The following is a 24,103-nucleotide window of genomic DNA, read 5'->3' as shown; positions in this document are numbered from 1 at the left end:
GTAAATTAAATGATTCCTCGCGATTTCAGCTCCATATACTTATTTATCACTTCAACGGAAAGCTGCTCGGGCACGCAAGAGATCGTTTGAATGCCCTGCTTTCTCAGTTTATTTACGATCTCTTCTCTTTCACTCGCTTGCTTAGCGGCCAGAGTTACACGATACACATCTTCGACAGATTCTTTGGGTTGATCAGCCTTATCCACCAATTCAGAATCTTTGAAAAGAACCATCACCAAAAGGTGCTTGCGACTTATCTTTTTGAGAAGTGGTAATGCCCTATCAGCGGTATGTTTTGTTTCAAAATTGGCGAAGAGAAGAATTAAGCTCCTGTTTCTGGCTAATCGATTTACTGATTTGAACAATAACTCAAAGTCAGGTTCTAGCGTTCGTTCCTTCTCGTGATAAAGAGAATCGAGTATTTTCCTTATTTGACCCGACCGATTCTCCGCTCTTAGCGCTGTTCCGATTTTGTCTGAGAAAGTAATCAGGCCAACATTATCGTATTTTTTTAAGGCTACATTAGAGATAGCCAGAGTTGCGTTAATAGCGTAATCCAAATACGTAACGTGCCGAAAAGCCATCTTCATAGCTCGGCCCTTGCTAATCACGCAGTAGAGATTTTGGCTGCGCTCGTCTTGGTAGTGATTTACCATGAGTTCTCTCGTTTTACCCGTCGCTTTCCAGTTTATACTGCGGTAATCATCACCTTCAGTAAATGGTGAGATTTGCTCAAACTCATAACTCTGTCCTATTCGCTTGTACCTTTTATGCCCTATTGGTGATGCCATTCGACTAAAAGCCAAGAGCTCCGTTTCATGCATTTGCTTTATGCTGGGATATACAGCTATTTCGCTCGTTAGAGGCAGCGCTAAACGACGTTTGATAAAGTGCAGTGGTCCTTCGAGCAGGACGTTCAACAAGCCGAATTTATATATACCTCGATCTATTGGCCTCATCTTATAAACTGCGGTATTTCTGCCTGGCTCTAATGTTTTCTCAATTTTAAAGTTTCGTTCCTGAAGTTGGTTTGGGAGCTCATCAATAATCGTCGCTTGAAGAGGCATGGAACAGGTGAGGTCTAGAACTATTTTGACTTCGGTATCATCTGCCAAGCCTAGAATGTTCGGTAATTCTCGCCTACCCTTTAACGCTACTTTCTTATTGAAAAGCAGTACGGCGTCTGCGGCACTTAAAATGACAAGAATAGCCGCCACAACTTGGCCTAGTCTAAAAAGTATTGGAAAAGTGAAACCGAAAGCACATAAAAATATGGCAGTAGCTCCCGTCGTAAAAAACAGGGGAGTTAACCAAAGTTTTTGTGTCCATCCTTTTCTCATTTAGGCACGTCTACTTTTCGAATGAGGCTCTCTATTACTTCCTTTAGTTCTACTCCTTCTATTTCACGCTCATAGCTCAATATCAAGCGGTGATTTAAAACGGGAAAGACAGATTTCTTGATGTCATCAGGGGTAACGAATCCTCGACCATTCATCAAGGCCAAAGCTTTAGAAGCTTTTAGAATCCCGAGTGAAGCTCTTGGTGATGCACCCAAGTATAAGTCGCTATTGTTTCTGGTACGGTCTACTATTTGAGCAATGTAGGAGATGAGCTCGTCCTTTATAAATACCTGTTCTACAACTTTTCGAAATTTAAGGAGGTCTTCTCCGCTGAGAACCGCATCTATTTGCTCTTCCCGGTTTCCATAAAAATCAGATTTGAATCTTCTCAGCATAACTTCCTCTTCTTCGAGACTAGGGTATGTAGCTACCAATTTGAAGATAAATCGATCCAGCTGAGCTTCAGGCAACTTGTAAGTGCCTTCTTGCTCTACCGGATTTTGAGTAGCGACTACAAAAAATGGCGGAGCCAGCGCATATGTTTGTCCATCCACACTTACCTGCTTCTCTTCCATTACCTCCATTAGTGCGGCCTGAGTCTTGGCAGGTGCACGGTTGATTTCATCGATCAGGATGACGTTGCTGAATATCGGTCCTCTCTTATAATGAAATTCCGAGCGCTTCATGTCAAAGACAGTCGTTCCTATGATATCGGTCGGCATGAGATCGGGTGTAAACTGAATACGAGTAAAGTCTACCGAAATGCACTTGGCCAGAAGTTTAGAGACAAGGGTCTTAGCGACACCGGGAACGCCTTCCAACAGGACGTGCCCATCGGTTAGAAGAGCAGCGATCATAAGGTCGATGATCTCGACTTGACCTACCACCACTTTTTCAATTTCTTTTCGAATCTTATCGATAGCGAGACCTACCTCATATGCTTCGGCACTGAGTTGACTTTCAGGGCTCGATTCTTCTTGAGGCGGAGTTTCGGGAACTGCGCTTTGTTCTTTTGACTGTTCGCTTTCTTGGCTTTCGTTTTCTAAGGACATCGTAAATAGAATTCAGTTATTTCACGGTCAATTGTAAGTAGTTCGCTATCGTTCAGGGTACTGTTGTAGCGTGAGCGCTCCAGTTGCTTGAAAAATTGCTCAATATAATTCTTATCCAGTTTTAATTTGGCCGAAGCCATTTCGTAAAAGTCATCATTCAGCTTATGAGCATTGAGATTGTAACGGTTTCTCAAAAACGATTGTAGCAGTTTGACTTGACTCTGTACGATATCGCGATGGCTTCCTTCTTTGCGAAACAATTGGTAAACCATATCCAGATAGGCCGTTGTTTGGTTTTCGGGCAAGGCCGCAACTGGTATTGCTCTTTGCTTTCGCCGCATGCTATTGAGGATATAAAGCAAACCTAAAAGAATAGTAACGTACCACGCCCACTTGAGGGATTGATGTGCCAGAATAAATTTTATCGGGCTTTCGCCAATATTCGGGCCGCCTGACGGTGACTGGGAGAATCCAGGCTCCAGGTAGTAGTAGGTTTCGCCATTTGCTTTGGCAATCAGTCCATTCACATAGTTAAATGCGCTGTCGTTTCTAAAGTGATAATTCGTGAAAACAAGCGGGGTTGAGTGCAAATAGAGCATTCCTTTTCCCATTTGTTTCATAACTAGATTGGGATGTTTCTCACTGTCTATTTCAATAAATCCTGCTGTTTCCACGCAAGTCAAGTCCTTGAAGTGGATCCATGTATGAAGGCTTGGTTGATTGTATTGATCAAAGGAGAGAACAAAACTCTGTCCATCGTCCTCCACTTTTATCGATTCGGACTCCTTGCTTTCTGACAAGGTTTCTTCTTCTTCAACATCGCAATCTATCAGGTATCGCAAGGTTTTTCCTGCTACTCTGGAGCTGATCAGCAGGTTGTTTCCTTGCTCGACAAATTGCTTTAGCAGGGCAGCTTCAGTAGAATCGATCCAGGCGTAGCCTGCCACGTAAACCATTGAATTGCCAGTACCTTCCAAGTAGTTCGTATCCACAAAAAGCCCTTCTAGCACTTCAAATTCGTTAGCGGACTTTTCCAGTACACCTTTGAATAAGCTCAGGTCATAGGGTTGAATTCCGTCATCATTGTAGGTCTCACTCCAGAGATAGCGTTTATTGCCTTGAGCTAGAAAGTACAATACGCCTAGGAGAACCACTGCGGCAATCGCAATCGCTATGGCAGTCTTGCGATTCTTATCCATTTTTTATGGATTCAATGAATTCTAAAAATCGCGGCTCGGCTCGATCAAAATCGCCTTGTTTTACCTCATTTGCGCCATACCACGAAAACTCATGAAGCAATGTGAGTTGGAAGAAATCGGGCGCTTTTTCTTTCCAAGTCATTTCTCGCGTGTACTCTCGGTTGGTCTTGTCAGCAGCGGCTTTCAGTTTACCCTGAGAGTCAAGGTGCTTAATAATAATCTGATAGAGTATTCTCACCGCCTCTCGGAAGTCCTTCTCATTCTTTGCCTTATTGTATGCCGACCAAAGCTCTTCCAGTGGTGATAAAGCCGTGGGGCCTTCTTCAGTAGAATCGACTTCAGCCACGTTTTCTTCTTTATGTGCCGATTTCGCTCTTTTGCGCGATATCAAGCGCACAATTACAAAAACGAGCAAAGCCGCCAAAACTACAATGGCGAAGTACCTGAATAAAACCACCCAATCTGCTGTAGGGGCCATGGGTACTCCAGTATCAAATTCGGGTAGTTCAGGTGGAGGTTCGTTGAAGTCCATGCCTTCTTTATCATCTAGCCAAGTGTCACGGTCAAGCGGCGCTTGTATAAAGCACAAGTGCCCGGCCAGATATGTCAGTCGTTCGATCATTCCTGTTCCATTCCGTAAGCTCTGCGCTTGATTCCTATGGCTTGTACCCGCTCGGATAAACCAATTGCGTTCTTGGCCTCTTGAGCAGAATAATATTCCAACAACTGAGAATAAAGTGTGAGAGGTAGAACCAAGGCCAGGCCAAAATGATCAATGAATATCAAGCTTAATACCGCTACGTTTTCTTTGATTTGGTAATCTGCATCGATGTTCCATTGAAGAACTTCTACATAGAACCAAGTGAATGGTGAAGCCAAAAGAACTAGGATCAGCATGGACAACAAAGCAATGGCAAGAAAGCTTATAAATACATGTCTTTTTGTACCATTCAACAGGGCCAGCATGGAACTAAACGCGTTTGGGAGTGAGAGTTTCTCTGTTACGGAAACCACCAACCAGAAAGTGAGAAATGGAATGGCTATGATACCCAGCGCTTCCACAAGTATTTGATCAGTTAAGATGCTCAATTCAAATAGAGAGACTAGTACAAGTATTTTTAAAAGGAGTGAGCCGTTGATTTTAATAGGAGTAAAAGGGTAAGCTTTCTTGAATAATGCGAGGCTGACAATTGCTGTGGCTGCGATGAATGCGCAGTTGAGGAAAAAGCTACTCGGGAAGATGGAATAGTCGTGAAATTGATACACGCTGAAAGGATCAAATTCGCTGATAGCAACCATATCCAAGCCTTCAGAACCTTCTAATAAGTAGAAGACGAAGGCATAGATTAAGGAAAAGCCCGCTGCAACTCCAAGAATCGAAAAGAAGGTTTTTCGATAGACCATAAAGGTCGTAGTGAAGATTTCCCTCGTTTTTCGAAGCCCATACAATTCGGGTAATTCTTGACTCTCCGGCACAAGTTCTTCTTCGTCTAGACTGTGTCCGGGTGTTCCGCGAAAGCGCAGTGAAGGATACCACCAAAAATAGGCTGCGACAAAAGCGAAACACATAAAAATGAAGCTTCCTCTCAGGATATCTGGCATTTCGGTGAGGCGAGTAAAGAAGCCTTCAATAAACCCCGCCGTGATGAAAAAGGGGACTAGCCCTACCATGATTTTTATTCCTCTTCTCGCACCAATAATGAAAGACTGCCGCCGAGGTAGAGTTCCCGGAAAGAGCAAGCCTCTTCCCATTGTAAGCCCTGCCGCTCCTGCAATGACGATCGAGGAAATCTCTAATGCGCCGTGCATCCAGATGGTTAGGAAGCTTTCTTGAAGTAATTCTCGCTCAACGAAAAAATACTGGAAGGTTCCCACCATAATCCCGTTGTAGAGCATAATGATTAAGGTACCGACTCCAAAAAAAGCCCCTAAGACAAAGGTTCGAAAAGCGACCATGATATTATTGATCGTAATCTGAAAAAACATCCCGAACTCTTCGCTGGACTTGTAAACGCCCATCGGGTCACCATTGGCTATGTTCTCTTCGGTCATCTCAACGTATTCAGAGCCTAAGATGACCTGAGCAAAATCAGGGTCATGAACCGCAGAAAGCACTCCGATGGTCATGGAGGCCAGAAAAAATAGCAGAGAAACATTTAATTCTCTTTTGGCCTGGTAGAGCGCCAGAGGCAGATCGTTGATCCAAAACCAGGTGAATTTTTTTGACTTATCGCCGCGCTGTCGGTGAAGCTTGAGGTAGATGCTTTGAGCCAATCCATTGAGGTATACTCGGATGCTTCGCTTGGGATAGTGGGTGCGCGAATACGACAGATCCTCGGTAATCTGAGAAAACAGATCACTGAATTCTTCGGGATTGACTTGGGATTTCGTCTCAGACGCCTTCTCAAATCGTGCCCAATTCTTCTGATTCTGCTCTACAAATCTTTTCTCACGCATTTATTCGGCTCAAGCTTTCGAAGGTATTTAATTTCCCCCTTTTTGAAAAAAGAAAATGTCTATTGGACTTGATTCTTCTCATTCAAATCAAATTCTCTAATTTCGACACGATGAGGAAGATCAGTATCACCACAGCCCAAAACATCGTTATCGACTTCAAGCTGGCCACGATCGGCCAGCGTTTTTTGGCTTTTGCAATAGATATGATCATTCTGGCTACAGCATCTACATTTCTATCCATTTTTCTTTCCTTCATCCATCCGGACCTATTGATGGTGAGCGGCTTGCTTTTTCTGCTCTATACATTGATTATGGAGCTGATTTTTTCAGGGCAAACTCTTGGCAAGATGGCCTTAAAAATTCGGGTGGTCTCTATTGAGGGCAAAGAGCCACACCCTTTGGATTTCGTCATTCGCTGGTCATTTCGAATTATTGACATTTGGTTCAGCGTTGGCGCGCTGGCGGTAGTCATGATCAGCACTTCTACCAGAGCGCAAAGACTGGGAGGAGTGCTCAGCAATACTATGGTAGTCAACCTCAGCTCCGAATCAGGTCTCTCGCTTCGCGATATTTTGAGAATTGAAGACCGTTCAAAATACGAGCCGCAGTATTTTGATGTCATCCGCTTTAGCGAGGACGAAATGCTCACCGTCAAAGCAGTTCTCGATCGATATGCTAAATACCGAAACAAAGCTCATTTGAACCTTCTGGAGACCACAGCAAGCCGTTGTGGCAATGTGTTGGAATTAACCGAAATTCCTGAAAATAAAATCGAGTTTTTGCGAACTCTTATTAAAGATTACATCGTTATCACCCGCAGCTGATGGCCATCAGAAAATATCCGCCTCAAGAAACTCTTGATCGCATTAAAGTGTGGTGCGACCTTCAGGAGAGAGCTCACTCAGAAGCGCGAAAAAAGTTAAATAGCTGGGGGGTATATGGCGAAGAAGCCGAGAATATTCTGGCGATTTTGATTAGCGATAATTACCTAAATGAAGAGCGTTTTGCGCGAGCTTTCGCACGTGGTAAATCTCGAATCAAGGCTTGGGGCTGGAAGAAAATCGAAATGACCTTGAAGGCAAAAGGTGTTTCGAGCTTTAGCCTGAAGGCGGCTTACGAAGAGATAGATCAGGATGAGTACTTAGCCGGATTGGTTAATCTTGCTACCAAAAAAGAGCGCTTAATGTCAGAGGCGCATCCCTTTCGGCGGAAGCAGAAACTGCTAAAGTTTTTAGTTGGAAAGGGCTACTCATACGACGAGGCAAAGAAAGCCGTGGAAGAAGTGCTCAACTAGGCCACTCACCTTAGCATTTGTGTTATTTTTGTCGCTATGATTACAGCAGACAATATTGCAGAGCTTGCTGGGCGCCTGGAAGCGCTAAGGGGGTATCTTTGACATACCCGGCAAGCAAATAGAAATAGAAGAAGAGGAGAAGCACACCTTGGACCCCAATTTTTGGGATGACTCCAAAAAAGCTGAGCAAATCCTCAAGAAAATTCGCAACAAGAAGGTTTGGACTGACGCATACACCGATGTAGAAACCAAGATAGAGGACCTTCGGGTGCTCTATGATTTCTTTAAGGAAGGCGAAGCTGAAGAATCCGATGTGACCGATCAGTACAAGGCTGCGGTTGAAGCATTGGATGACCTTGAGTTCAAAAATATGCTCTCTGCCGAGGAGGACGGAATGGACGCCGTGATGCAAATCACTGCCGGTGCCGGTGGTACCGAAAGCTGTGATTGGGCCTCGATGCTCATGCGTATGTACATTATGTGGGGCGAGAAAGGCGGAATGAAAGTCAAGGAACTAGACATTCAAGAAGGAGATGTGGCAGGCATAAAGTCGGTCACTCTCGAGTTTGAAGGAGAGTTTGCTTTTGGCTACCTCAAGGGTGAAAACGGCGTGCATCGATTGGTGCGCATTAGTCCGTTTGATTCCAACGCTAAGCGCCACACTTCCTTTGTGTCCGTATATGTTTATCCCTTGGTGGACGATACCATCGAGATACACGTTAATCCGGCCGACATAACATGGGACACTTTCCGCTCAGGTGGTGCGGGGGGGCAAAATGTGAACAAGGTCGAGACAGGAGTAAGGCTTCGACACAAACCCACGGGTATCGTGATTGACAATACGGAAACCCGCTCGCAGCTCGGAAACAAGGAAAAAGCCATGCAACTTTTGAAGTCACAGCTCTATGAGATGGAGATCGCGAAGAAGATGGAGGCTAGAAATGAAATTGAGGCAGGGAAGAAGAAGATTGAATGGGGGTCACAGATTAGAAATTATGTGATGCAGCCTTATCAACTTGTGAAAGATGTGCGAACGGGACACGAAACCTCAAATGTGGATGACGTTCTCAATGGCGACATTGATGAGTTTTTGAAGGCTTACCTTATGGAACACGGAAAAGCATAATTATGGCCGAGAAATACACCATTTACCACAACCCAAGATGCCGAAAGAGCCGAGAGGCTTTAAACTTTCTGATCGAAGAAGGAGTGGATCACGAGGTGGTCAAATACCTTGATGAACCGCTGAAACCTGAAGAATTGAGATTGCTCTTAGCAAAGCTCGACCTAAACGTAAGCGAAGTCATCCGTAAAGAGGAATCACTTTATAAAGAAAAGTACAAAGGGCTCAACTTTACCGATGATGAATGGCTGCTGGTTTTGGAAGAAAACCCGAAACTATTGCAGCGACCGATAGTCGTGAAGGGCAGCAAGGCCGTGATTGGCCGACCACTGGAAAACGTAAAAAACCTATTGACATAAATCATGGATTACCGAATAGAAAAAGACACGATGGGCGAGGTGAAAGTCCCTGCCGACAAATACTGGGGCGCGCAAACAGAGCGTTCACGAAACAATTTTAAGATTGGTCCCGAGGCGAGTATGCCACTGGAAGTGATTCATGGATTTGCCTATTTAAAAAAGGCAGCTGCCATCACCAATTTCAAAGCAGGAGTTTTAGCTGAAGAAAAAATGGAGCTTATTTCTGCTGTATGTGATGAGATTTTGGAAGGAAAGCATGATGACCAGTTTCCTTTGGTGATTTGGCAAACCGGATCAGGAACTCAAAGCAATATGAATTGCAATGAAGTAATCGCCAATCGAGCTCACGTGTTGAACGGCGGGCACCTAGGTGAGAGCGACCGAAAAATCCATCCAAATGACGATGTCAACAAGTCTCAATCGAGCAACGATACCTATCCGACAGGTATGCACATTGCCTCTTACAAGGTGATTGTCGAAAAGACGATTCCGGGAGTGGAGAAACTGAGAGATATTTTGGTTTCTAAGTCTGCCGAATTTATGAACGTAGTGAAAATAGGGCGTACACACCTAATGGACGCTACACCATTGACTTTGGGTCAGGAGTTTAGCGGTTACGTGTCTCAGCTCAATCATGGTCTTCGTGCTTTGAAAAACACGCTGACACACTTAAGCGAATTGGCTTTGGGAGGGACGGCCGTCGGAACGGGAATTAATACACCTGAAGGCTATTCTGAGAATGTGGCAGAAGAGATTGCCAATCTAACGGGATTGCCTTTCAAATCAGCTGAGAACAAGTTTGAGGCACTTGCTGCTCACGATGCCATGGTCGAAACCCACGGTGCCTTGAAGCAGTTGGCTATTTCATTGAACAAGATTGCTAATGACATTCGAATGTTGGCTTCAGGACCTCGAAGTGGTATCGGAGAGATCATCATCCCGGCTAATGAGCCTGGTTCTTCGATTATGCCGGGAAAGGTGAACCCTACGCAGTGCGAGGCTTTGACGATGGTTTGCGCGCAAGTCTTTGGAAATGATAGTGCAATTGGATTCGGAGGAGCTCAAGGCCACTATGAACTCAACGTCTTCAAGCCCGTCATGGCTGCGAATCTGATTCAATCGGCCAATCTAATCGGTGATGCTTGCGTTTCCTTCACCGATAACTGTGCCGTGGGAATTGAACCCAATTACGAAGTGATTAAGCGGCACTTGAACAACTCGCTCATGCTGGTTACGGCTCTGAATACTCATATCGGATACGACAAAGCCGCCAAGATTGCCAAAGAAGCCCACAAAAACGGTACGACTTTAAAAGAAGAAGCCGTGAGATTGGAATACCTCACGGCCGAAGAATTTGACAAGTGGGTAGACCCACTTAAAATGACGGGATTGTCTTAAGCGAATTTCGCGTTCTTCCCCGTTTTTAAATCCGTTACAATTTGTTTGATGCGCTGTTCCTCTTCCTTCGGGCAGAGGAGCAGTACGTCTTCGGTATCTACCAAAATGTAGTCGTCAAGTCCTTGAATGACTACCAGCTTGTTTTCAGGAACGTTGATCATATTGTCGCTGCTGTTGTAGACAACTACGTTCTTTCCTACAATAGCATTGTGGTCTTTGTCTTTTTTCACGTGTGTGAAAAGAGAGCCCCATGTTCCGAGATCGCTCCAGCCAAAATCGCTCAACACGACATTCACATTTTTGGCTTTTTCCATAATTCCGTAGTCAAGGGAAACGCTTTCGCAGACAGAATATATTTCAGCAATTTTTTCCTGCTCCTGATCAGAGTTCAAAGCCGCCGCGCCTTCTTCAAAAAGCTCAGTGACCTCAGGCAGATGTTCTTTGAAAGCTTCGGTAATACTGTCCAAAGTCCAAATAAAGATTCCCGAGTTCCAGTAAAAGTCTCCGCTTTTAATGAACTCAAGTGCCAAGTCAAGATTTGGTTTTTCAGTAAAGGTTTTCACCTTTCTCACCTTATCATTTACTGCATCGGTTGCATCGGTAAATTGAATATAGCCATAGCCCGTGTCGGGTCTTGAAGGCTTAATGCCCAGTGTTACCAAATTCCCGGTCGTTTGCGCTTGATCCAGCGCCGTTTCAATGGTAGCGTAAAATGCCTGCTCCTTCAGCACAAGGTGGTCAGAAGGTGCCACGATCATTCTCGCACTCGGGTTCTTTGCACGGATTTTCTCATTGGCGTAAGCTACGCAGGGTGCCGTATTTCTTCGTGAAGGCTCGCAAAGAATTTGATCATAAGAGATGCCATCGAGCTGTTCTTTCACCAATTCTCGATACTGATCATTAGTTACGATATAGATGTTTTCCTTCGGACAAATGTGAAGGAAACGCTCAAAGGTTTGTTGGATTAGCGTGCTTCCGGTGCCCAGAATATCGTGAAACTGCTTTGGATAAGAGGTTCGGCTCATTGGCCAAAATCGGCTACCTATTCCTCCTGCCATTATTACGCAGTAATTGTCTGTGTTTACCATATAGTGTTCGTTCGTTCTAAGTCGATAAAGCCGGATTTTACTTGCGGATAGAGATGATACTTACCCTAAAATCAGTTGTCGCGAAAGTAAGCCATAATTTGAAAAGATACCGGGATGATACGTTACGAAATGGTAACGAGTGGATTCACCTTTGCTCTGGAAGAGATAAGGTATTGCTTTCCATCAGCCATTCTGCGGCATAGAACTCGCGTTCTACGAAGTAGAGTGTATTGGTAGCGTTCACCTCTGAATTCGAATTGATCGTTCGGAGCCAATGTCCCCAAAAATTCGCCCTCCTCTGCATCATATTCGGCAAGTGCTCGACTTAATATCGGACAGGAGCAGCTCGATGCTTTTGGTCTTGAGATGTGCAGTTGAAGCGACTTGGTGAGATCAGAGGGAAAGACTCCTTGATCCACAAATAGCTTCAGCATGTTTGTGTAAATACCTTTCCACTCCTTGCCGTGCGGGGCGGCTTCTCTACCGTGTTTTAAGTAGCAGCCCAAGTGGGCAAATTCATGAATAGTTGTAATTAGAAAAGAGTAGGGGTGAAGATCACCGTTTACTGAAATGCGGGGCGCCTTGCCATTATGCCCGGGCCTGAAGTCGCCTAGCTTGGTTTGGCGTGGTTTAGATATTACGAAGATCACATTGAGTTCAACGATCCAATTCGCAATAACCCCTGCGGTTCCTTTCGGAACTTTAGGAGTGAGTTTTTTTTCGAAATGAAGAATGGCCTCGTCAGTTGCCATAATTTAGGCATGTTGAATTATTTCATGAGAAACGATTCCGCTTGTCCATTTCGGGCAAGTATCACATTTCTTCTTTTTATTGACGGTACAAGCTGATGCTAGTGCACCTATTGCGATGGCAATTGAAGCAATAAGTAGTCTCTTTTTCATTTGATTCCAAAATTAGAAAAATTTGAAGGGATAATTTTTACGGTTGTTCTTTCTGCTTATCAACGGTAGAGTAGGAAAATTAATTTTATCCTTTGTCGTTCGATTTGATCAAGCGACTTACCTTTAACGATACGATTTGAACTTGTTTTTTCACATAGGGCGATACTTTGAATTGATCTGGCGTAGCTTCTCTCGACCTGAGAAGGTTTCGATCTATCGCACACAATTTGTGAAAGAAATAGACGGTATTGGTCTCAGCTCCATAGGTATTGTAGCGCTGATGTCAGTTTTCATGGGGGCTGTTATTGCTTTGCAGACTGCCTCCAATATGGATAGCCCTCTGTTACCTGCCTACACCGTAGGATTCACTGCCAGACAATCCATTCTTTTGGAGTTCTCTCCAACCATTATTGCGCTCATTCTTGCAGGTAAAGTAGGGAGTAATATTGCTTCTGAAATAGGAACGATGCGTGTTACAGAGCAGATTGATGCATTGGATATAATGGGAGTGAATTCTGCCGCATACCTCATCTTACCCAAAGTTCTGGCCGGACTTTTCATCTTTCCTTTCTTGATTATTATCTCGATGTTTTTGGGGATTTTCGGAGGGTGGTTCATTTGTATTTCAACGGGCATCGTTTCCTCAAATGATTACATCTACGGGATTCAGTATGATTTCCATCCGTTTCACGTATTCTACGCGCTGATAAAGACGGTCATTTTCGCATTTATTATTACCACCGTTGCTTCCTATCATGGATACTTTGCCAAGGGGAGTGCACTTGAGGTAGGACGGAGTAGCACAAAAGCTGTGGTTTATAGCAGTATATTAATATTGATTTTCAATTACATAGTCACCCAACTTCTTCTGATTTGATCGAAGTTAAGAACCTATATAAGTCTTTTGGTGATAACGAAGTGCTCACGGATATCAGCTTCACTTTTCTCAAAGGAAAGGTGAATATGATCATCGGTCAAAGCGGTAGTGGGAAGTCGGTTTTGTCGAAATGTATAGTAGGATTGCACCAACCTGACCAAGGCGAGGTCCTATACGACAATCAGGATTTTTTGAAATTGGATCTCGTAGATAAAAAGGAAATCAGGAAGAATATTGGAATGCTATTCCAAGCCAGTGCACTATTTGATAGTATGACGGTGGAGGAAAACGTTGGATTTCCCTTGAAAATGTTTACCAATAAGACGGCCAAAGAGATTAAGAAACGCGTGGATGAGTGCTTGGACAGAGTGAATCTCGTTGGTAAGAATATTCTCTATCCAGCCGAAACGAGCGGGGGGATGCAGAAGCGTATTGCCATAGCCAGAGCCATTGCTATGAAGCCTGCTTATCTTTTTTGTGACGAACCAAATTCGGGGCTCGATCCTAAAACCTCTATCGTAATTGACAACCTCATTCAGGAGATCACATATGAGATGGACATTACGACTATCGTTATCACCCATGATATGAACTCGGTAATCGAAATCGGCGATCATATCATGTTCTTGTATGAAGGGAAAAAATGGTGGTCAGGCGATAAGCAGGATATTCTTCGTTCGAAGAACAATGAGCTCAATGACTTCGTCTACGCTTCGAAGTTCATGAAGACTCTTCGCGAAAAGCTTAACGCATAGCAGGGGGGTTCCATTTGTATTGTCAACCTTTCTGTCGAGTAATAAATCCTTTCCTTAATAGATGCTTGGCATACTAGTGGATTAGTTAAATTCGCTTGGATTCATTAACCCATATTCATTTTAACCCATTGTCATGTTAAAGATCGCGTCAAAGTGCTTGGTTGCTTTTTTGGTTTTTCAAATCTTTTCTAAAGTAGCTACAGCTCAAGAAACAGGTGATACTATAGTAGTCCAAACGCTGAATTATGCCAGTACTACTCGAGATACTATGGTGGTCTTCCCGGATTTTTCCGGGCTTACTTTCGAGAAGGTATTGATGCGCTATAATATGCGCTGCAAGGATGCAGCCGTAAACACGACAGGAGGAAATAACGTAGCGTGTGGAGAATGGGATTATAGTTGCAACACGTATTTAACCGACTCTACCCGAACGGACTCACTAGGGACTACTCACCCTGATTTTATTGTTACAGGCTTCAGTGGCACAACTTACAATTATACTACATCACCTACCTATTCCTATTCTCAATCCACTCAGCAGGAGGTCACTTATACCGAAGTGCTCTCAGAATTGGTTTCAGAGATTGGTAACGGAGTGATTCCAAATGTAACTCCGCTGAACAACAGCTTGGGAGATGCAAAGACTCAATATCTCTACACGGCCGATGAGTTGACAAGTGGTGGACTGGCTGCAGATGCTATTACCGGCTTAACCATAGATATCGGAACATTAGGTGATGAAATTGCAAATCTGAGAATTGCGATGAAAGAGACCGATGCTACTGAGCTTGACCCTGCTTCTCCTGAAATAGACGGCTTTACTAACGTCTATTACCTCAATACCACTTTTGATGCTGTTGGAGAGTACCAGTTTAATCTAAGTACAGAATTTGAGTGGGATGGTACCAGCAACTTAATTGTTCAATTCACTTATGAGGATGCAGATGGATCGGGGTCAGAAGTATTGTCTGAAACCATCGAAAACCATGGTTTGACATCTGCATCAGACGATTTCTATCTCGATTTCAATGGTGAATCATATGTCGAGCTGGAAAATAGTTTTCCCGAAGTTACAGATCAGATCACGATTTCTTGCTGGGTATATGGAAATGAAGACGTAATGCCTTCCAATACTACTCTATTTGAGGGTAGGGATCTTGACAATAATCGTCAGGTTAATGCTCACCTTCCATGGGGGAATAGCCGAGTTTATTGGGATTGTGGTAATGACGGTGCCGGGTACGACCGAATTGATAAGGAGGCTGCCGTGGAAGATTTTGCAGGTCAATGGAACCACTGGGCCTTTACTAAAAACGCCACCACAGGAAGTATGAAGATCTACCTAAACGGCTCCTTATGGCATTCAGGGAATGGAAAAACAAAGCTCATTGACCTCCAAGAATTGAGAATTGGACGATCGATTACTTGGACCAATACTTACTTCGGAAAAGTTGATGAATTCCGCGTTTGGAATACAGAGCTTTCGGAAAGTGAAATAGCAGCTTACATGTATTCTTCGGTATCCGAGTCTCACCCTAGCTATGCCAACCTGATGGCCTATTATACTTTTGATCAAGGTGAGGGAGTGATAGCAGAGGATATGACTGGAGCTCATGAAGGAGAGTTGATCGCGGCGCCTCTCTGGCGACAGAATGAGGGGCAAGACATTATGAAAAACTTTGACGCGGTTAGTGAGCGGCCTAATATCAAGGTTATTCAGGGAGAGTATGTTACTTCTGTCGAGGAGACAGTGGTTTTGGACTCTACCGTAAATGCGGTGAATACCGTTACAGAATATGGTGTCAATGGAACCGACTTGGAAGAGATTAGTGTGAACACCTACTACGAGGCAGGAGACATGCCGATAATTGATGAATCAGGCGATCAGGTGGGAGTGGTAAACGTGCCAGCTGAAAACTCCATAGAAATTGGTGAATTGTTCTATTTCCGAAAGTTTCCGATGAAATATGAGATTATGTCCTTTGTTACACCATACGGTATAGGTTTGGATATGACGCCCGTGGGAAAAACATGGACTTTTGATCTGACCGATTTTGTGCCAATTCTAAACGGATCGAAACGTATGACTCTGGAGAGGGGAGGACAATGGCAGGAAGAGATGGATATTCAGTTTCTGTTTGTAGTTGGGACGCCTCCGAGAGACGTCATTGATATTCAGCAGATTTGGAAAGTCGATCAACGGAATTACTCCGTGATTTCTGATGATACTTTTTTTCCACCAAGAGATGTGATGGCGAATCCTGAAGGATTTCAATTCAAAATACGATCCGCTATAACAGGACACGGTCAGCAGGGAGAATTTATTCCTCGTACTCATTACGTCGACATTGACGGAGGTAGCAATGAGTTTTCATGGCAAGTTTGGAAAGAGTGTGCTGCCAATCCACTTTATCCGCAAGGAGGCACCTGGATATACGACCGTGCAGGGTGGTGTCCGGGAATGGCTACCGACGTTCAGGAATTTGATATTACATCAATGGTAACTCCCGGCGAGACGGTAAATATCGATTACGGAATGAATAGCGCAACAGGAGATTCCAGATATATTGTGAACCATCAATTGGTCACATATGGCGACAATAATTTTGGTTTGGATGCCTCTCTTGTGGAGGTAAGGAAGCCTTCAGACCGTTTTGAGTTTGATCGCTTTGGTACGATCTGTCACTCTCCCGAAGTAGTTATTCGCAATACGGGGAGTGAAACCTTAACGTCTGTCACGATTACCTATTGGGTAAATAATGCGCCTACACCTGAAACATATGTATGGACCGGTTCACTTGAATTTCTTGAGTCTGAAGCAGTCGTTTTACCTACTCCTCAATCGCTGTGGGAGTCAGTAACTCCTGAAAATAACGTGTTTCACGCATCCATTTCATTGCCCAATGGCGAGGCTGATGAATACGAGTACAACAATTCGTATGAGTCCTCTTTTGGGATTCCCGAAGTTGTTCCAAATCATTTCCTGATCATATTCAGCACGAATAGTCAAGCAAGTGAGAATGATTATCAATTGAGGGATGATAATGGTAGTGTGATATTTGAACGCGACAATATGTCATCAAATACCCTTTACCGCGATACGCTGCAGCTTCCCGTTGGGTGCTATACTTTTCATGTAAATGACTCGGATGACGACGGTGTGAGCTTCTGGGCCAACAATGATGGAAACGGAAGTGTGAGACTTAAAGAAGTAGGAGGACCTACATTCAAATACTTCGAAGGCGATTTTGGCGATGCCATAAATTATGAATTTACCATTGACTATCCACTCACCTTTGATGAGGTAACGGGGAAACACCAATTCGAAGTATTTCCAAATCCCACCCAAGATCAGCTGAGTTTATCTCTGGAAGGCTTTGATACCAATGTTTTGGTTAGTATTTACAACTCATTGGGCCAATTGGTGCTTTCGCAAAGAGTCATTACAGGTTTAAATGCGACAGTGAGTACTTTGTCAATGGGAAGTCTGGAATCGGGAGTCTATGTTGTTCAAGCTTCTGATGGCGAAAGAATAGCTACCCAAAGAGTGGTAAAAGAGTAAAACTACAATAGTTCTTGCTACATACTTGAACAAAAAACCCCGCTGCATCGTAGCGGAGTTTTGTATTGAAACAAGTTTCAGTTGATTATTGGATAATCATTTTTCTTGTGAGTCTTTCGGTTTCAGTAATTACGCCGTAAGTGTAGGTTCCTGCAGCTAAATCGGCACGGTTGAAGTCAACCACTTGATTAGTCAATGCGGGTACGTCACCAAAGTCTTTACTGTAAACAAGCTTACCCGTGATGTCAAATACTTCAAAAGTAACCGCACTGGCTTCATCCAGTTGGAATTGAATTCTTGTATGGTCTACAACCGGATTAGGATAATTTTGGGTCAGCTTTATTCCGCTTTCGTAGCTGATTTCAGGCACGTTTAAAGGTTGATCTGTACCAAAAGCCAAGTTATAAACTTGCCCTCCTAAAAAGAACCAACCTTGAGGACCTGTACTCACATTATCGAAATCGTAAAGGACAGACGAAGAAACTTTTCGTGTTGATGTAAGACCAACGAAAACCAATTCTTCTCCGAAAAGCGGAAGACGCAGCTCCGCTTGGTATATCAGCCCGGGCTCAATAAGTATTGGTGTTGGAAGCACAACTTCAATCCAAACGGGCGTAGAGGTAGCAGATAAATCTTCTTCTTCAACTTCATAGATCACGACATCCGGGTCATCCTCGTTGTAGCTGAAGAAAAGATTCATTTCGTTTTCGGCATTTTCTTCATCCAATACGCCTCCCGTTCTCACATTTAGGAAAAGTTGTTCACCAATACCATCTTCAGATTCATCGTTTAAGGCAAATCTAATAGAGGTAATTACTTTATTCGTCTCATCTGTACTAAAGGTATACCGGGTTCCGGCAATGATGTCTTGACCATCATTGGCTAGAAATGTTAATGAATTTTCGTGTTGAATAAAAGAACCGCTTTCTGATTCTTCATCCGAAATTCTTGTAAATAATGAAACGCCCACATTGTTTCCGGGTAGTTCGTCATCTTGATCTTGAATCACTTCATAGTCGATTGTATAAAGACCATTAGGAAGATCACCATTTCCATTTATCGACCAATTCGAAGGAATTTGACCGTAAAAGCGAATAGTATCCGTAACGCCCGGAGCAAGTGTAATCGGGTCGCTCGTATCTGTCCACGTTTCATCATTTGGGTCGGTAAAAGTGATCACAAGGCTAACTCCTGTTTGTTCAACAGTACCGCCGTTGGTCACACCACAAGCAAAGTTGAAAGGTCTGGTGGAGAAATCGGGCTGTGTGTGGTATTCGAAGGAAGACACTTGAAGCAAATCTGTATACTCCTCGCTGACAAAATATTCGTCACCGACTTGAAAAAAGGTTTCGAAGTGATCATCATAGAAGGTTTCTCCTATTATTAATTCATTTTCAGGAAGGGAAGACACGATCAAGTCATCAATCATCCATCCATAGCCTGAGCCGAAGCTATTGACCTGTGCAGGGGTCAGGTCAGGATTCTCGCTAAGCGCATCTGAAAACCAACGAAATCGGATTCTCACATCTTCTTCTCCCGCGGCAACACTGGTAATATCAATAGTGATTTCGCCTTGTACCGCAGGAGCGTTAAATGCCAATTCAGTGTTCAATTCGAATGGTATCCATGAAGTGCCTGAATTTGTAGAAATTTCGAGAAACTGTTTGTCATAATTAAAAGCTCTGGCTCTTTGGTTGAAGGTTACCGCAACATCGCTTAGTGAGCTGCAGTCAATAGAACCGTTGTATTCAAGAATGGAGTTCTGGGGTGCAACATCCGCGTCTAATAGGAAAGAGATACCGTCAAATTCACCAAAGCCGTTTTCTGCTGATGCAGATTGCATAGCACCCATATAATCTGCTACGTTCGGACTGGTTTCCGTCACTATTGCCCAAGTGCCTTGTTCTCCTTCATTTGTCAGAATCCACTCTTCTGAGACATCAAATTCATTTGAGAACACAGTATTTTTCGCACCTGACGTAGCGTAATCAATCTTTACATCTTGTTTGATTTCGGGAGCTTGAATGTAGCCTTGAAGGTTCAATTTTGCTTCTTGACTATTCTGAGCTATAGATTGCAGGCTGAATACAGAGACCAATGCTCCTAGAAGGTAGGTTGTTAATTTCATGAGGATTTGTTTTAATAGCGTGATTATTTGGGTAAGCTACTCAAAATAAGGGATTGTCACTTCCATTTGACTAAGTTCAAATATTAATAGCTCACAAAAACAGGAAGTTACAATTTCAGTTTCCGAATATTTAACATGATGCATGGGCTAGCCCTACTGAAGACATTGTAGGTTACTGTCTACCTCAAACAGTGCTATCTAGGTCCTATCAAGTGAAGCAATTCTGTTGGATTTAAAACACAAAAAAGCCCCGCTGCAGAGCAGCGGGGCTTTTTATTGAAACAAGTTTCAGTTGATTATTGGATAATCATTTTTCTTGTTAATCTTTCATTTTCAGTAGCAACACCGTAAGTGTAAGTTCCTGCAGCCAAACCGGCACGGTTGAAGTCAACCACTTGGTTGGTCAAAGCAGGCACGTTACCTAAGTCTTCGCTGTATACAAGTTTACCTGTAATGTCGAATACTTCAAAAGTAACTGCGCTAGCTACATCAAGTTGGAATTGGATCATTGTATTGTTCACTACCGGGTTCGGGTAGTTTTGAGTCAACTTAATTCCACTTTCGTAGCTAATGTCAGAAACGTTTGTTACAAGGTCAGTACCGAAAGCTAAGTTGTAAACTGAACCTCCGAAGAAGAACCATCCCTGAGGACCTGTAGATACATCATCGAAATCGTAAATTACAGATGAGCTTGCTTTACGTGTAGAAGTAAGACCTGTAAAGACTAGTTCCTCTCCGAAAAGTGGAAGACGCATCTCTGCTTGGTAAATGAGTCCAGGCTCAATAAATACAGGAGTTGGAAGCGTAACTTCAATCCAATTAGGAGTAGAAGTGGTTGACAAATCATCCTCATCTACTTCGTATGTTACAACGTCTTCATCATCTTCATTGTAGCTGAAGAATAGGTTCATTGGGTTATCGTCATTCTCTTCTTCAAGAACAGAACCTGTTCTTACATTCAAGAATACTTGCTCACCCACACCATCAGCAGATTCATCATTAATCGCAAATCGAATTGTAGTGATAGCTCTGTCTTCATCGCCGGGGCTGAAAGAGTAGCGTGTACCTGAAATGATGTCCTGACCGTCAGCACCAAGTTGAGTCAACGAGTTTTCATGTTGAATGATCGCTCCATCAGCGCTTGAGTCATCTGTGATTCTGGTAAAACGAGAAACACCTACGTTATTACCGGGAAGCTCATCGTCTTGGTCTTGTACCACTTCAAAGTCGATTTCATAAAGACCATTTGGAAGTGCTCCTCCTTGGCCATCTACTTCCCAATTCGTAGGGATTTGACCGTAGAAGCGGATAGTGTCCGTAACTCCGGGAGCAAGGGTGATAGGATCACTTGTTAGCTCTGTTGATGTTCCGTCAGGGTCAGTAAAAGTAACTACAAGGCTAACACCTGTCTGCTCGGCAGTACCGCCATTTGTAACACCGCATGCAAAGTTGAACTCTCTAGTAGAGTAGTCAGGCTGTGTGTGGTATTCGAAAGAAGTTACTTGATCCAAGTCAGTAGTTTCTGCGCTTGCGTAGAAGTAGCTTCCGTCAAGCTCGAAGAAAGTTTCGAAGAAGTCATCGTAGTAAGTTTCACCGATGATCAACTCGTTTTCAGGAAGTGTTGAAACACATAAGTCATCAACCATCCATCCGTAACCTGAACCGAAGCTGTTAATCTCATCAGGAGTAAGGTCAGGATTCACAGAAAGAGGGTCAGAAACCCATCGGAAACGAAGTCTCACATCAGATTCTCCAGCAGCAACGCTTGTGATATCGAGAGTGATTTCTCCTTGTATCGCAGGTGCGTTCGTTACCAAACCATCGTTTACTAGGAAAGGAACCCAAGAAGTCCCACCATTAGTAGATACTTCCAGGTAGTTTTCGTCGTAGTTAAATGCTCTGGCGCGCTGGTTGAAGGTAACCGCAACATCAGATAGAGCGCTACAGTCAACAGGCTCGTTCAATTCAAGTATTGAATTTTGAAGCGCGACATCTCCATCAAGTAGGAAAGAGATTCCGTTGAATTGACCAAAACCGTTATCGGCAGTGGCAGAAGCCATGGCACCCATAAAGTCAAGTACATCAGCATCTTCTTCAAGTACAACACCCCACGTTCCTTGCTCGCCTTCATTGATAAGAGTCCAGGCATCCGGATCATCGAATTCACTGCAGAATATAGTTTCTTTAGCTCCCGCTTTAGAATAATCGACTTTCGTGTTCTGTTGGAACTCGGGAGCCTGGATGTAGGAATGAACGGTCTTTTTAGCTTCTTGGCTGCTTTGAGCCATTGACTGAAGACCAAATACAGAGGCTAGAGCCCCTAAAAAGTAGATTTTTAATTTCATAAGAATTTGGTGTTAGTTAAACTTTAAAAAGTTAGAATGTAAAAATAGTTAAAATATCCTATGCTTCACCGCATATTGATGTATCATTTGGCCGACAAATTTGCAAATGGAATTCCAAGATTCTTCCATTTTTCTTTAAAGTATCAAATAAAAAAGGGTCGCCTGAAATGGCAACCCTTTCTATCTTATTCATAGAACGGTAGTAACCTTACTTGGTAATAACCATTTTACGAACCATTCTTTCGTTTCCAACTTTAAGTCCGTACTGGTATACTCCAGCAGCAAGTTTCAAATCGTCTAAAACGATATCTTCCTGAACACCTGCGGGACGATCTCCCAAGTCTTTTTGGTAGATAGTTTTACCCGTGTTATCGCTAATAGTGAAAGTGATATTTTCTGCTGGAACTTGCAATTCCCATGCTATTCTGGTGCTTCCGTTACTTACAGGATTAGGAAAGTTCTGGCCCATAGAAAAGCTCAAGCTTGGTGTTTCTTGAGTATTGTTGGGGCCAAATTTACCGATGCGAAGAGCGGGAGCTTCCGTTCCTAGAGTAAACCATCCTTGAGGACCCGAAGAAAGATCATCCGGGGTGAATACAGTACCTGCCAGTTCCTCTTGTTGAGAAACTTGGGCAATCAAGCAGTAATCTTCACCAACTATTGGAAGAGTAACCTCAGCTTGATAGATCACGTCAGGATCCAAGGTTATTGGCTCAGGCAATGGAACGATGATCCAATTCAATGTTCCTCCTGTTGTAATATCAGCTTCTTCTATAACGTACTCGATCTCATCATCTCCAAAAAGTAACTCCATAACATTATCAGGACCTTCTTCCTCTAAGACTGATCCTTGACGAATATTTAAGTTGAGCAACTCACCCGGAGTAGTATTGATAATTGTAACCACACCTTCTGCTGATTCAAACGTTGCTGTTTCGATTAATCCGAAAGCTAGGTAATCCACAGTTGTGGCCTCTTTATATACAAATTGACTCCCCCAAGTGCAGTCATCGGCAATACTGGTAGATGGTCCAACCAATAGGTCGCGGTCATTTGCCATGTAAACATCGTTAACTACAAAGCTTTTCGGTGGAACTGAATTGTTTGAAAGATCGCCTTCATCCTCCGCTACAGAAACAGAAAAGTTTACAGTGTAATCTCCCAATTCTCCTCCATCTTCGAATGCATCAAGCATAGCATTTGGAATTTCAATAACACCAAATTCAAACGGTTGAACCGTAATTGCGTCTGAAGTGAAAGTTTGATCTCCCATTGGAGTATTTACAATAACTTCAAGAGTAACTCCTGTCAACTCACTGGTTCCAAGGTTTTCAACTTCGGCAATGAAGGTCAATGGACGTACATTGTCTTGAAGATACTCACTGTACTCAAGGTTGTCATAGTAATCTACGATATCATCGTCTTCACCTCCGAGTAGGATGTACTCATCGTACCAAGCAGAAGTCATTCTAATATCAAATTCAGGTGTAGCCGCGATTTTGAAATCATCGATCATCCATGCATAGTCACATGCACCTACATATCTGAATCTGAAGAAAGCATCATCTACTCCCGATAAATCTTCTACGAAAAATGTGAATAACTCTGAGTTATCAGTTGCGTCATTTACATCAACGTCAGTGAAGAGCTCGATAGAAGTCCAAATGTTTCCATCCTCAGAAAACTCGAAGAAGCACTGACCTTGAAATGCGCGGTAATATGTTTCAAATTGAACACTTACATCCTCTGCGGGCAATGGAATTGCTTCTGCTGTTTGAATCCAAGCGTTTTGTGTAGGATAAGGGAAGGCATAATTAGCACAGTATCCATCCGAATCGAACATAGCGAATCCGTTGTCTGCAGTACTTGAATTGATACCCGCAATTGCAAACGGACCATTAGGTATGTCAGTACCAATTACCCAATTGTCATCTTCTGCCGGGCTGGCATTTTCATTGTCAACAGTCCAAACATCTCCAAGGGCTTCGGAGAAATCAGATTCGAAGAGCGGATTGTCAAAGTCTTTTTGATTCCACTTGGCAACTTTCGATGCCTTTTCAAAATTGTTCTTCATTGCAGGGACATGAATGGGTACGGCTTGTTGACCCAAAACGGTTCCCGAAATGCCGATAGCGGCGAGTAATAGGTAGAATTGTTTTTTCATAGGTATAATTTTTGATCCCCAAATATATGAACTAATCATTACCTCATCATCACGCAATTA

General features: G+C 43.3%; 19 protein-coding genes. 8 read left to right on the top strand and 11 right to left on the bottom strand.

Translation table 11 applies throughout. The features are described 5' to 3' along the window. Positions 1-5: 5 nt before the first annotated feature. From O3Q51_07150 to O3Q51_07130, 5 genes are read right to left on the bottom strand one after another with little or no spacing between them, the layout of a single operon-like run. Positions 6-1,340, bottom strand: a complete 1,335-nt coding sequence (locus O3Q51_07150; GenBank protein ID MCZ4408578.1) for a DUF58 domain-containing protein — start codon at positions 1,338-1,340, stop codon at positions 6-8. Beyond that, a complete protein-coding gene (locus tag O3Q51_07145; protein ID MCZ4408577.1) occupies positions 1,337-2,392 on the bottom strand; it encodes a MoxR family ATPase in 1,056 nt (351 codons plus the stop codon). Before O3Q51_07145 ends, O3Q51_07150 begins: the two co-directional genes overlap by 4 nt. Beyond that, positions 2,383-3,591 carry a hypothetical protein gene (locus O3Q51_07140; protein MCZ4408576.1) on the bottom strand — a complete coding sequence of 403 codons (1,209 nt, stop codon included), beginning with the start codon at positions 3,589-3,591 and terminating at the stop codon, positions 2,383-2,385. The genes O3Q51_07145 and O3Q51_07140 overlap by 10 nt, the downstream gene beginning before the upstream one ends. Next, on the bottom strand, positions 3,584-4,213 hold the full coding sequence (locus tag O3Q51_07135) for a hypothetical protein (protein ID MCZ4408575.1): 630 nt from the start codon (positions 4,211-4,213) through the stop codon (positions 3,584-3,586). Before O3Q51_07135 ends, O3Q51_07140 begins: the two co-directional genes overlap by 8 nt. Beyond that, entirely contained in the window at positions 4,210-6,048 is a 1,839-nt protein-coding gene (locus tag O3Q51_07130) for a stage II sporulation protein M (GenBank protein MCZ4408574.1), read from the bottom strand. The genes O3Q51_07135 and O3Q51_07130 overlap by 4 nt, the downstream gene beginning before the upstream one ends. A gap of 110 nt (positions 6,049-6,158) precedes the next feature. Between O3Q51_07130 and O3Q51_07125 the strand changes: the two genes are divergently transcribed. The 5 genes from O3Q51_07125 (at position 6,159) to fumC (ending at position 10,222) form a co-directional block, all read left to right on the top strand. Continuing rightward, complete coding sequence (locus O3Q51_07125) at positions 6,159-6,872, top strand: RDD family protein (protein ID MCZ4408573.1); 714 nt, start codon at positions 6,159-6,161, stop codon at positions 6,870-6,872. Then, positions 6,872-7,342: a regulatory protein RecX gene (locus O3Q51_07120; GenBank protein MCZ4408572.1), complete on the top strand. Its 471-nt coding sequence runs from the start codon at positions 6,872-6,874 to the stop codon at positions 7,340-7,342. The genes O3Q51_07125 and O3Q51_07120 overlap by 1 nt, the downstream gene beginning before the upstream one ends. Before the next feature lie 36 nt (positions 7,343-7,378). Next, a protein-coding gene (gene prfB / locus O3Q51_07115) for a peptide chain release factor 2 (GenBank protein MCZ4408571.1) occupies positions 7,379-8,468 on the top strand; the annotation gives its coding sequence in 2 pieces (ribosomal slippage) (positions 7,379-7,441 and positions 7,443-8,468; 1,089 coding nt in all). A 2-nt stretch (positions 8,469-8,470) separates the two neighbouring features. Further along, entirely contained in the window at positions 8,471-8,824 is a 354-nt protein-coding gene (gene arsC, locus O3Q51_07110; GenBank protein ID MCZ4408570.1) for an arsenate reductase (glutaredoxin), read from the top strand. Between the two features lie 3 nt (positions 8,825-8,827). Next, on the top strand, positions 8,828-10,222 hold the full coding sequence (gene fumC / locus O3Q51_07105; protein MCZ4408569.1) for a class II fumarate hydratase: 1,395 nt from the start codon (positions 8,828-8,830) through the stop codon (positions 10,220-10,222). Here the strand turns inward: fumC and O3Q51_07100 are convergent. The 3 genes from O3Q51_07100 to O3Q51_07090 form a co-directional block, all read right to left on the bottom strand. Continuing rightward, on the bottom strand, positions 10,219-11,310 hold the full coding sequence (locus tag O3Q51_07100) for a mannose-1-phosphate guanylyltransferase (GenBank protein ID MCZ4408568.1): 1,092 nt from the start codon (positions 11,308-11,310) through the stop codon (positions 10,219-10,221). The genes fumC and O3Q51_07100 overlap by 4 nt on opposite strands. A gap of 122 nt (positions 11,311-11,432) precedes the next feature. Continuing rightward, positions 11,433-12,062 (bottom strand): hypothetical protein, encoded by a 630-nt coding sequence (locus tag O3Q51_07095; protein MCZ4408567.1) that lies wholly within the window; start codon positions 12,060-12,062, stop codon positions 11,433-11,435. Positions 12,063-12,065: 3 nt separating this feature from the next. Continuing rightward, positions 12,066-12,212 carry a hypothetical protein gene (locus tag O3Q51_07090; protein ID MCZ4408566.1) on the bottom strand — a complete coding sequence of 49 codons (147 nt, stop codon included), beginning with the start codon at positions 12,210-12,212 and terminating at the stop codon, positions 12,066-12,068. Positions 12,213-12,348: 136 nt separating this feature from the next. Here O3Q51_07090 and O3Q51_07085 point away from each other — a divergent pair, with 136 nt between their 5' ends. The 3 genes from O3Q51_07085 to O3Q51_07075 all read left to right on the top strand — a co-directional run bounded on the left by O3Q51_07085 (position 12,349) and on the right by O3Q51_07075 (position 17,406). After that, positions 12,349-13,089: an ABC transporter permease gene (locus tag O3Q51_07085; protein MCZ4408565.1), complete on the top strand. Its 741-nt coding sequence runs from the start codon at positions 12,349-12,351 to the stop codon at positions 13,087-13,089. Further along, entirely contained in the window at positions 13,086-13,844 is a 759-nt protein-coding gene (locus tag O3Q51_07080) for an ATP-binding cassette domain-containing protein (GenBank protein MCZ4408564.1), read from the top strand. The genes O3Q51_07085 and O3Q51_07080 overlap by 4 nt, the downstream gene beginning before the upstream one ends. Before the next feature lie 133 nt (positions 13,845-13,977). Further along, positions 13,978-17,406 (top strand): T9SS type A sorting domain-containing protein, encoded by a 3,429-nt coding sequence (locus tag O3Q51_07075; protein ID MCZ4408563.1) that lies wholly within the window; start codon positions 13,978-13,980, stop codon positions 17,404-17,406. Positions 17,407-17,491: 85 nt separating this feature from the next. On the opposite strand, the gene O3Q51_07070 is transcribed toward O3Q51_07075, so the two are convergent. The 3 genes from O3Q51_07070 to O3Q51_07060 form a co-directional block, all read right to left on the bottom strand. Further along, complete coding sequence (locus O3Q51_07070) at positions 17,492-19,534, bottom strand: T9SS type A sorting domain-containing protein (protein ID MCZ4408562.1); 2,043 nt, start codon at positions 19,532-19,534, stop codon at positions 17,492-17,494. 296 nt (positions 19,535-19,830) lie between these two features. After that, positions 19,831-21,879, bottom strand: a complete 2,049-nt coding sequence (locus O3Q51_07065; GenBank protein MCZ4408561.1) for a T9SS type A sorting domain-containing protein — start codon at positions 21,877-21,879, stop codon at positions 19,831-19,833. 208 nt (positions 21,880-22,087) lie between these two features. Continuing rightward, on the bottom strand, positions 22,088-24,043 hold the full coding sequence (locus O3Q51_07060) for a hypothetical protein (GenBank protein ID MCZ4408560.1): 1,956 nt from the start codon (positions 24,041-24,043) through the stop codon (positions 22,088-22,090). Positions 24,044-24,103: the final 60 nt, after the last annotated feature.

The sequence above is a fragment of the Cryomorphaceae bacterium 1068 genome (assembly GCA_027214385.1).
Classification (GTDB): Bacteria; Bacteroidota; Bacteroidia; order Flavobacteriales_D; family Cryomorphaceae; genus JAKVAV01.
The sequence above is the reverse complement of the archived record's forward strand: the minus strand, read 5'-3'. Positions and strand labels throughout refer to the sequence as shown.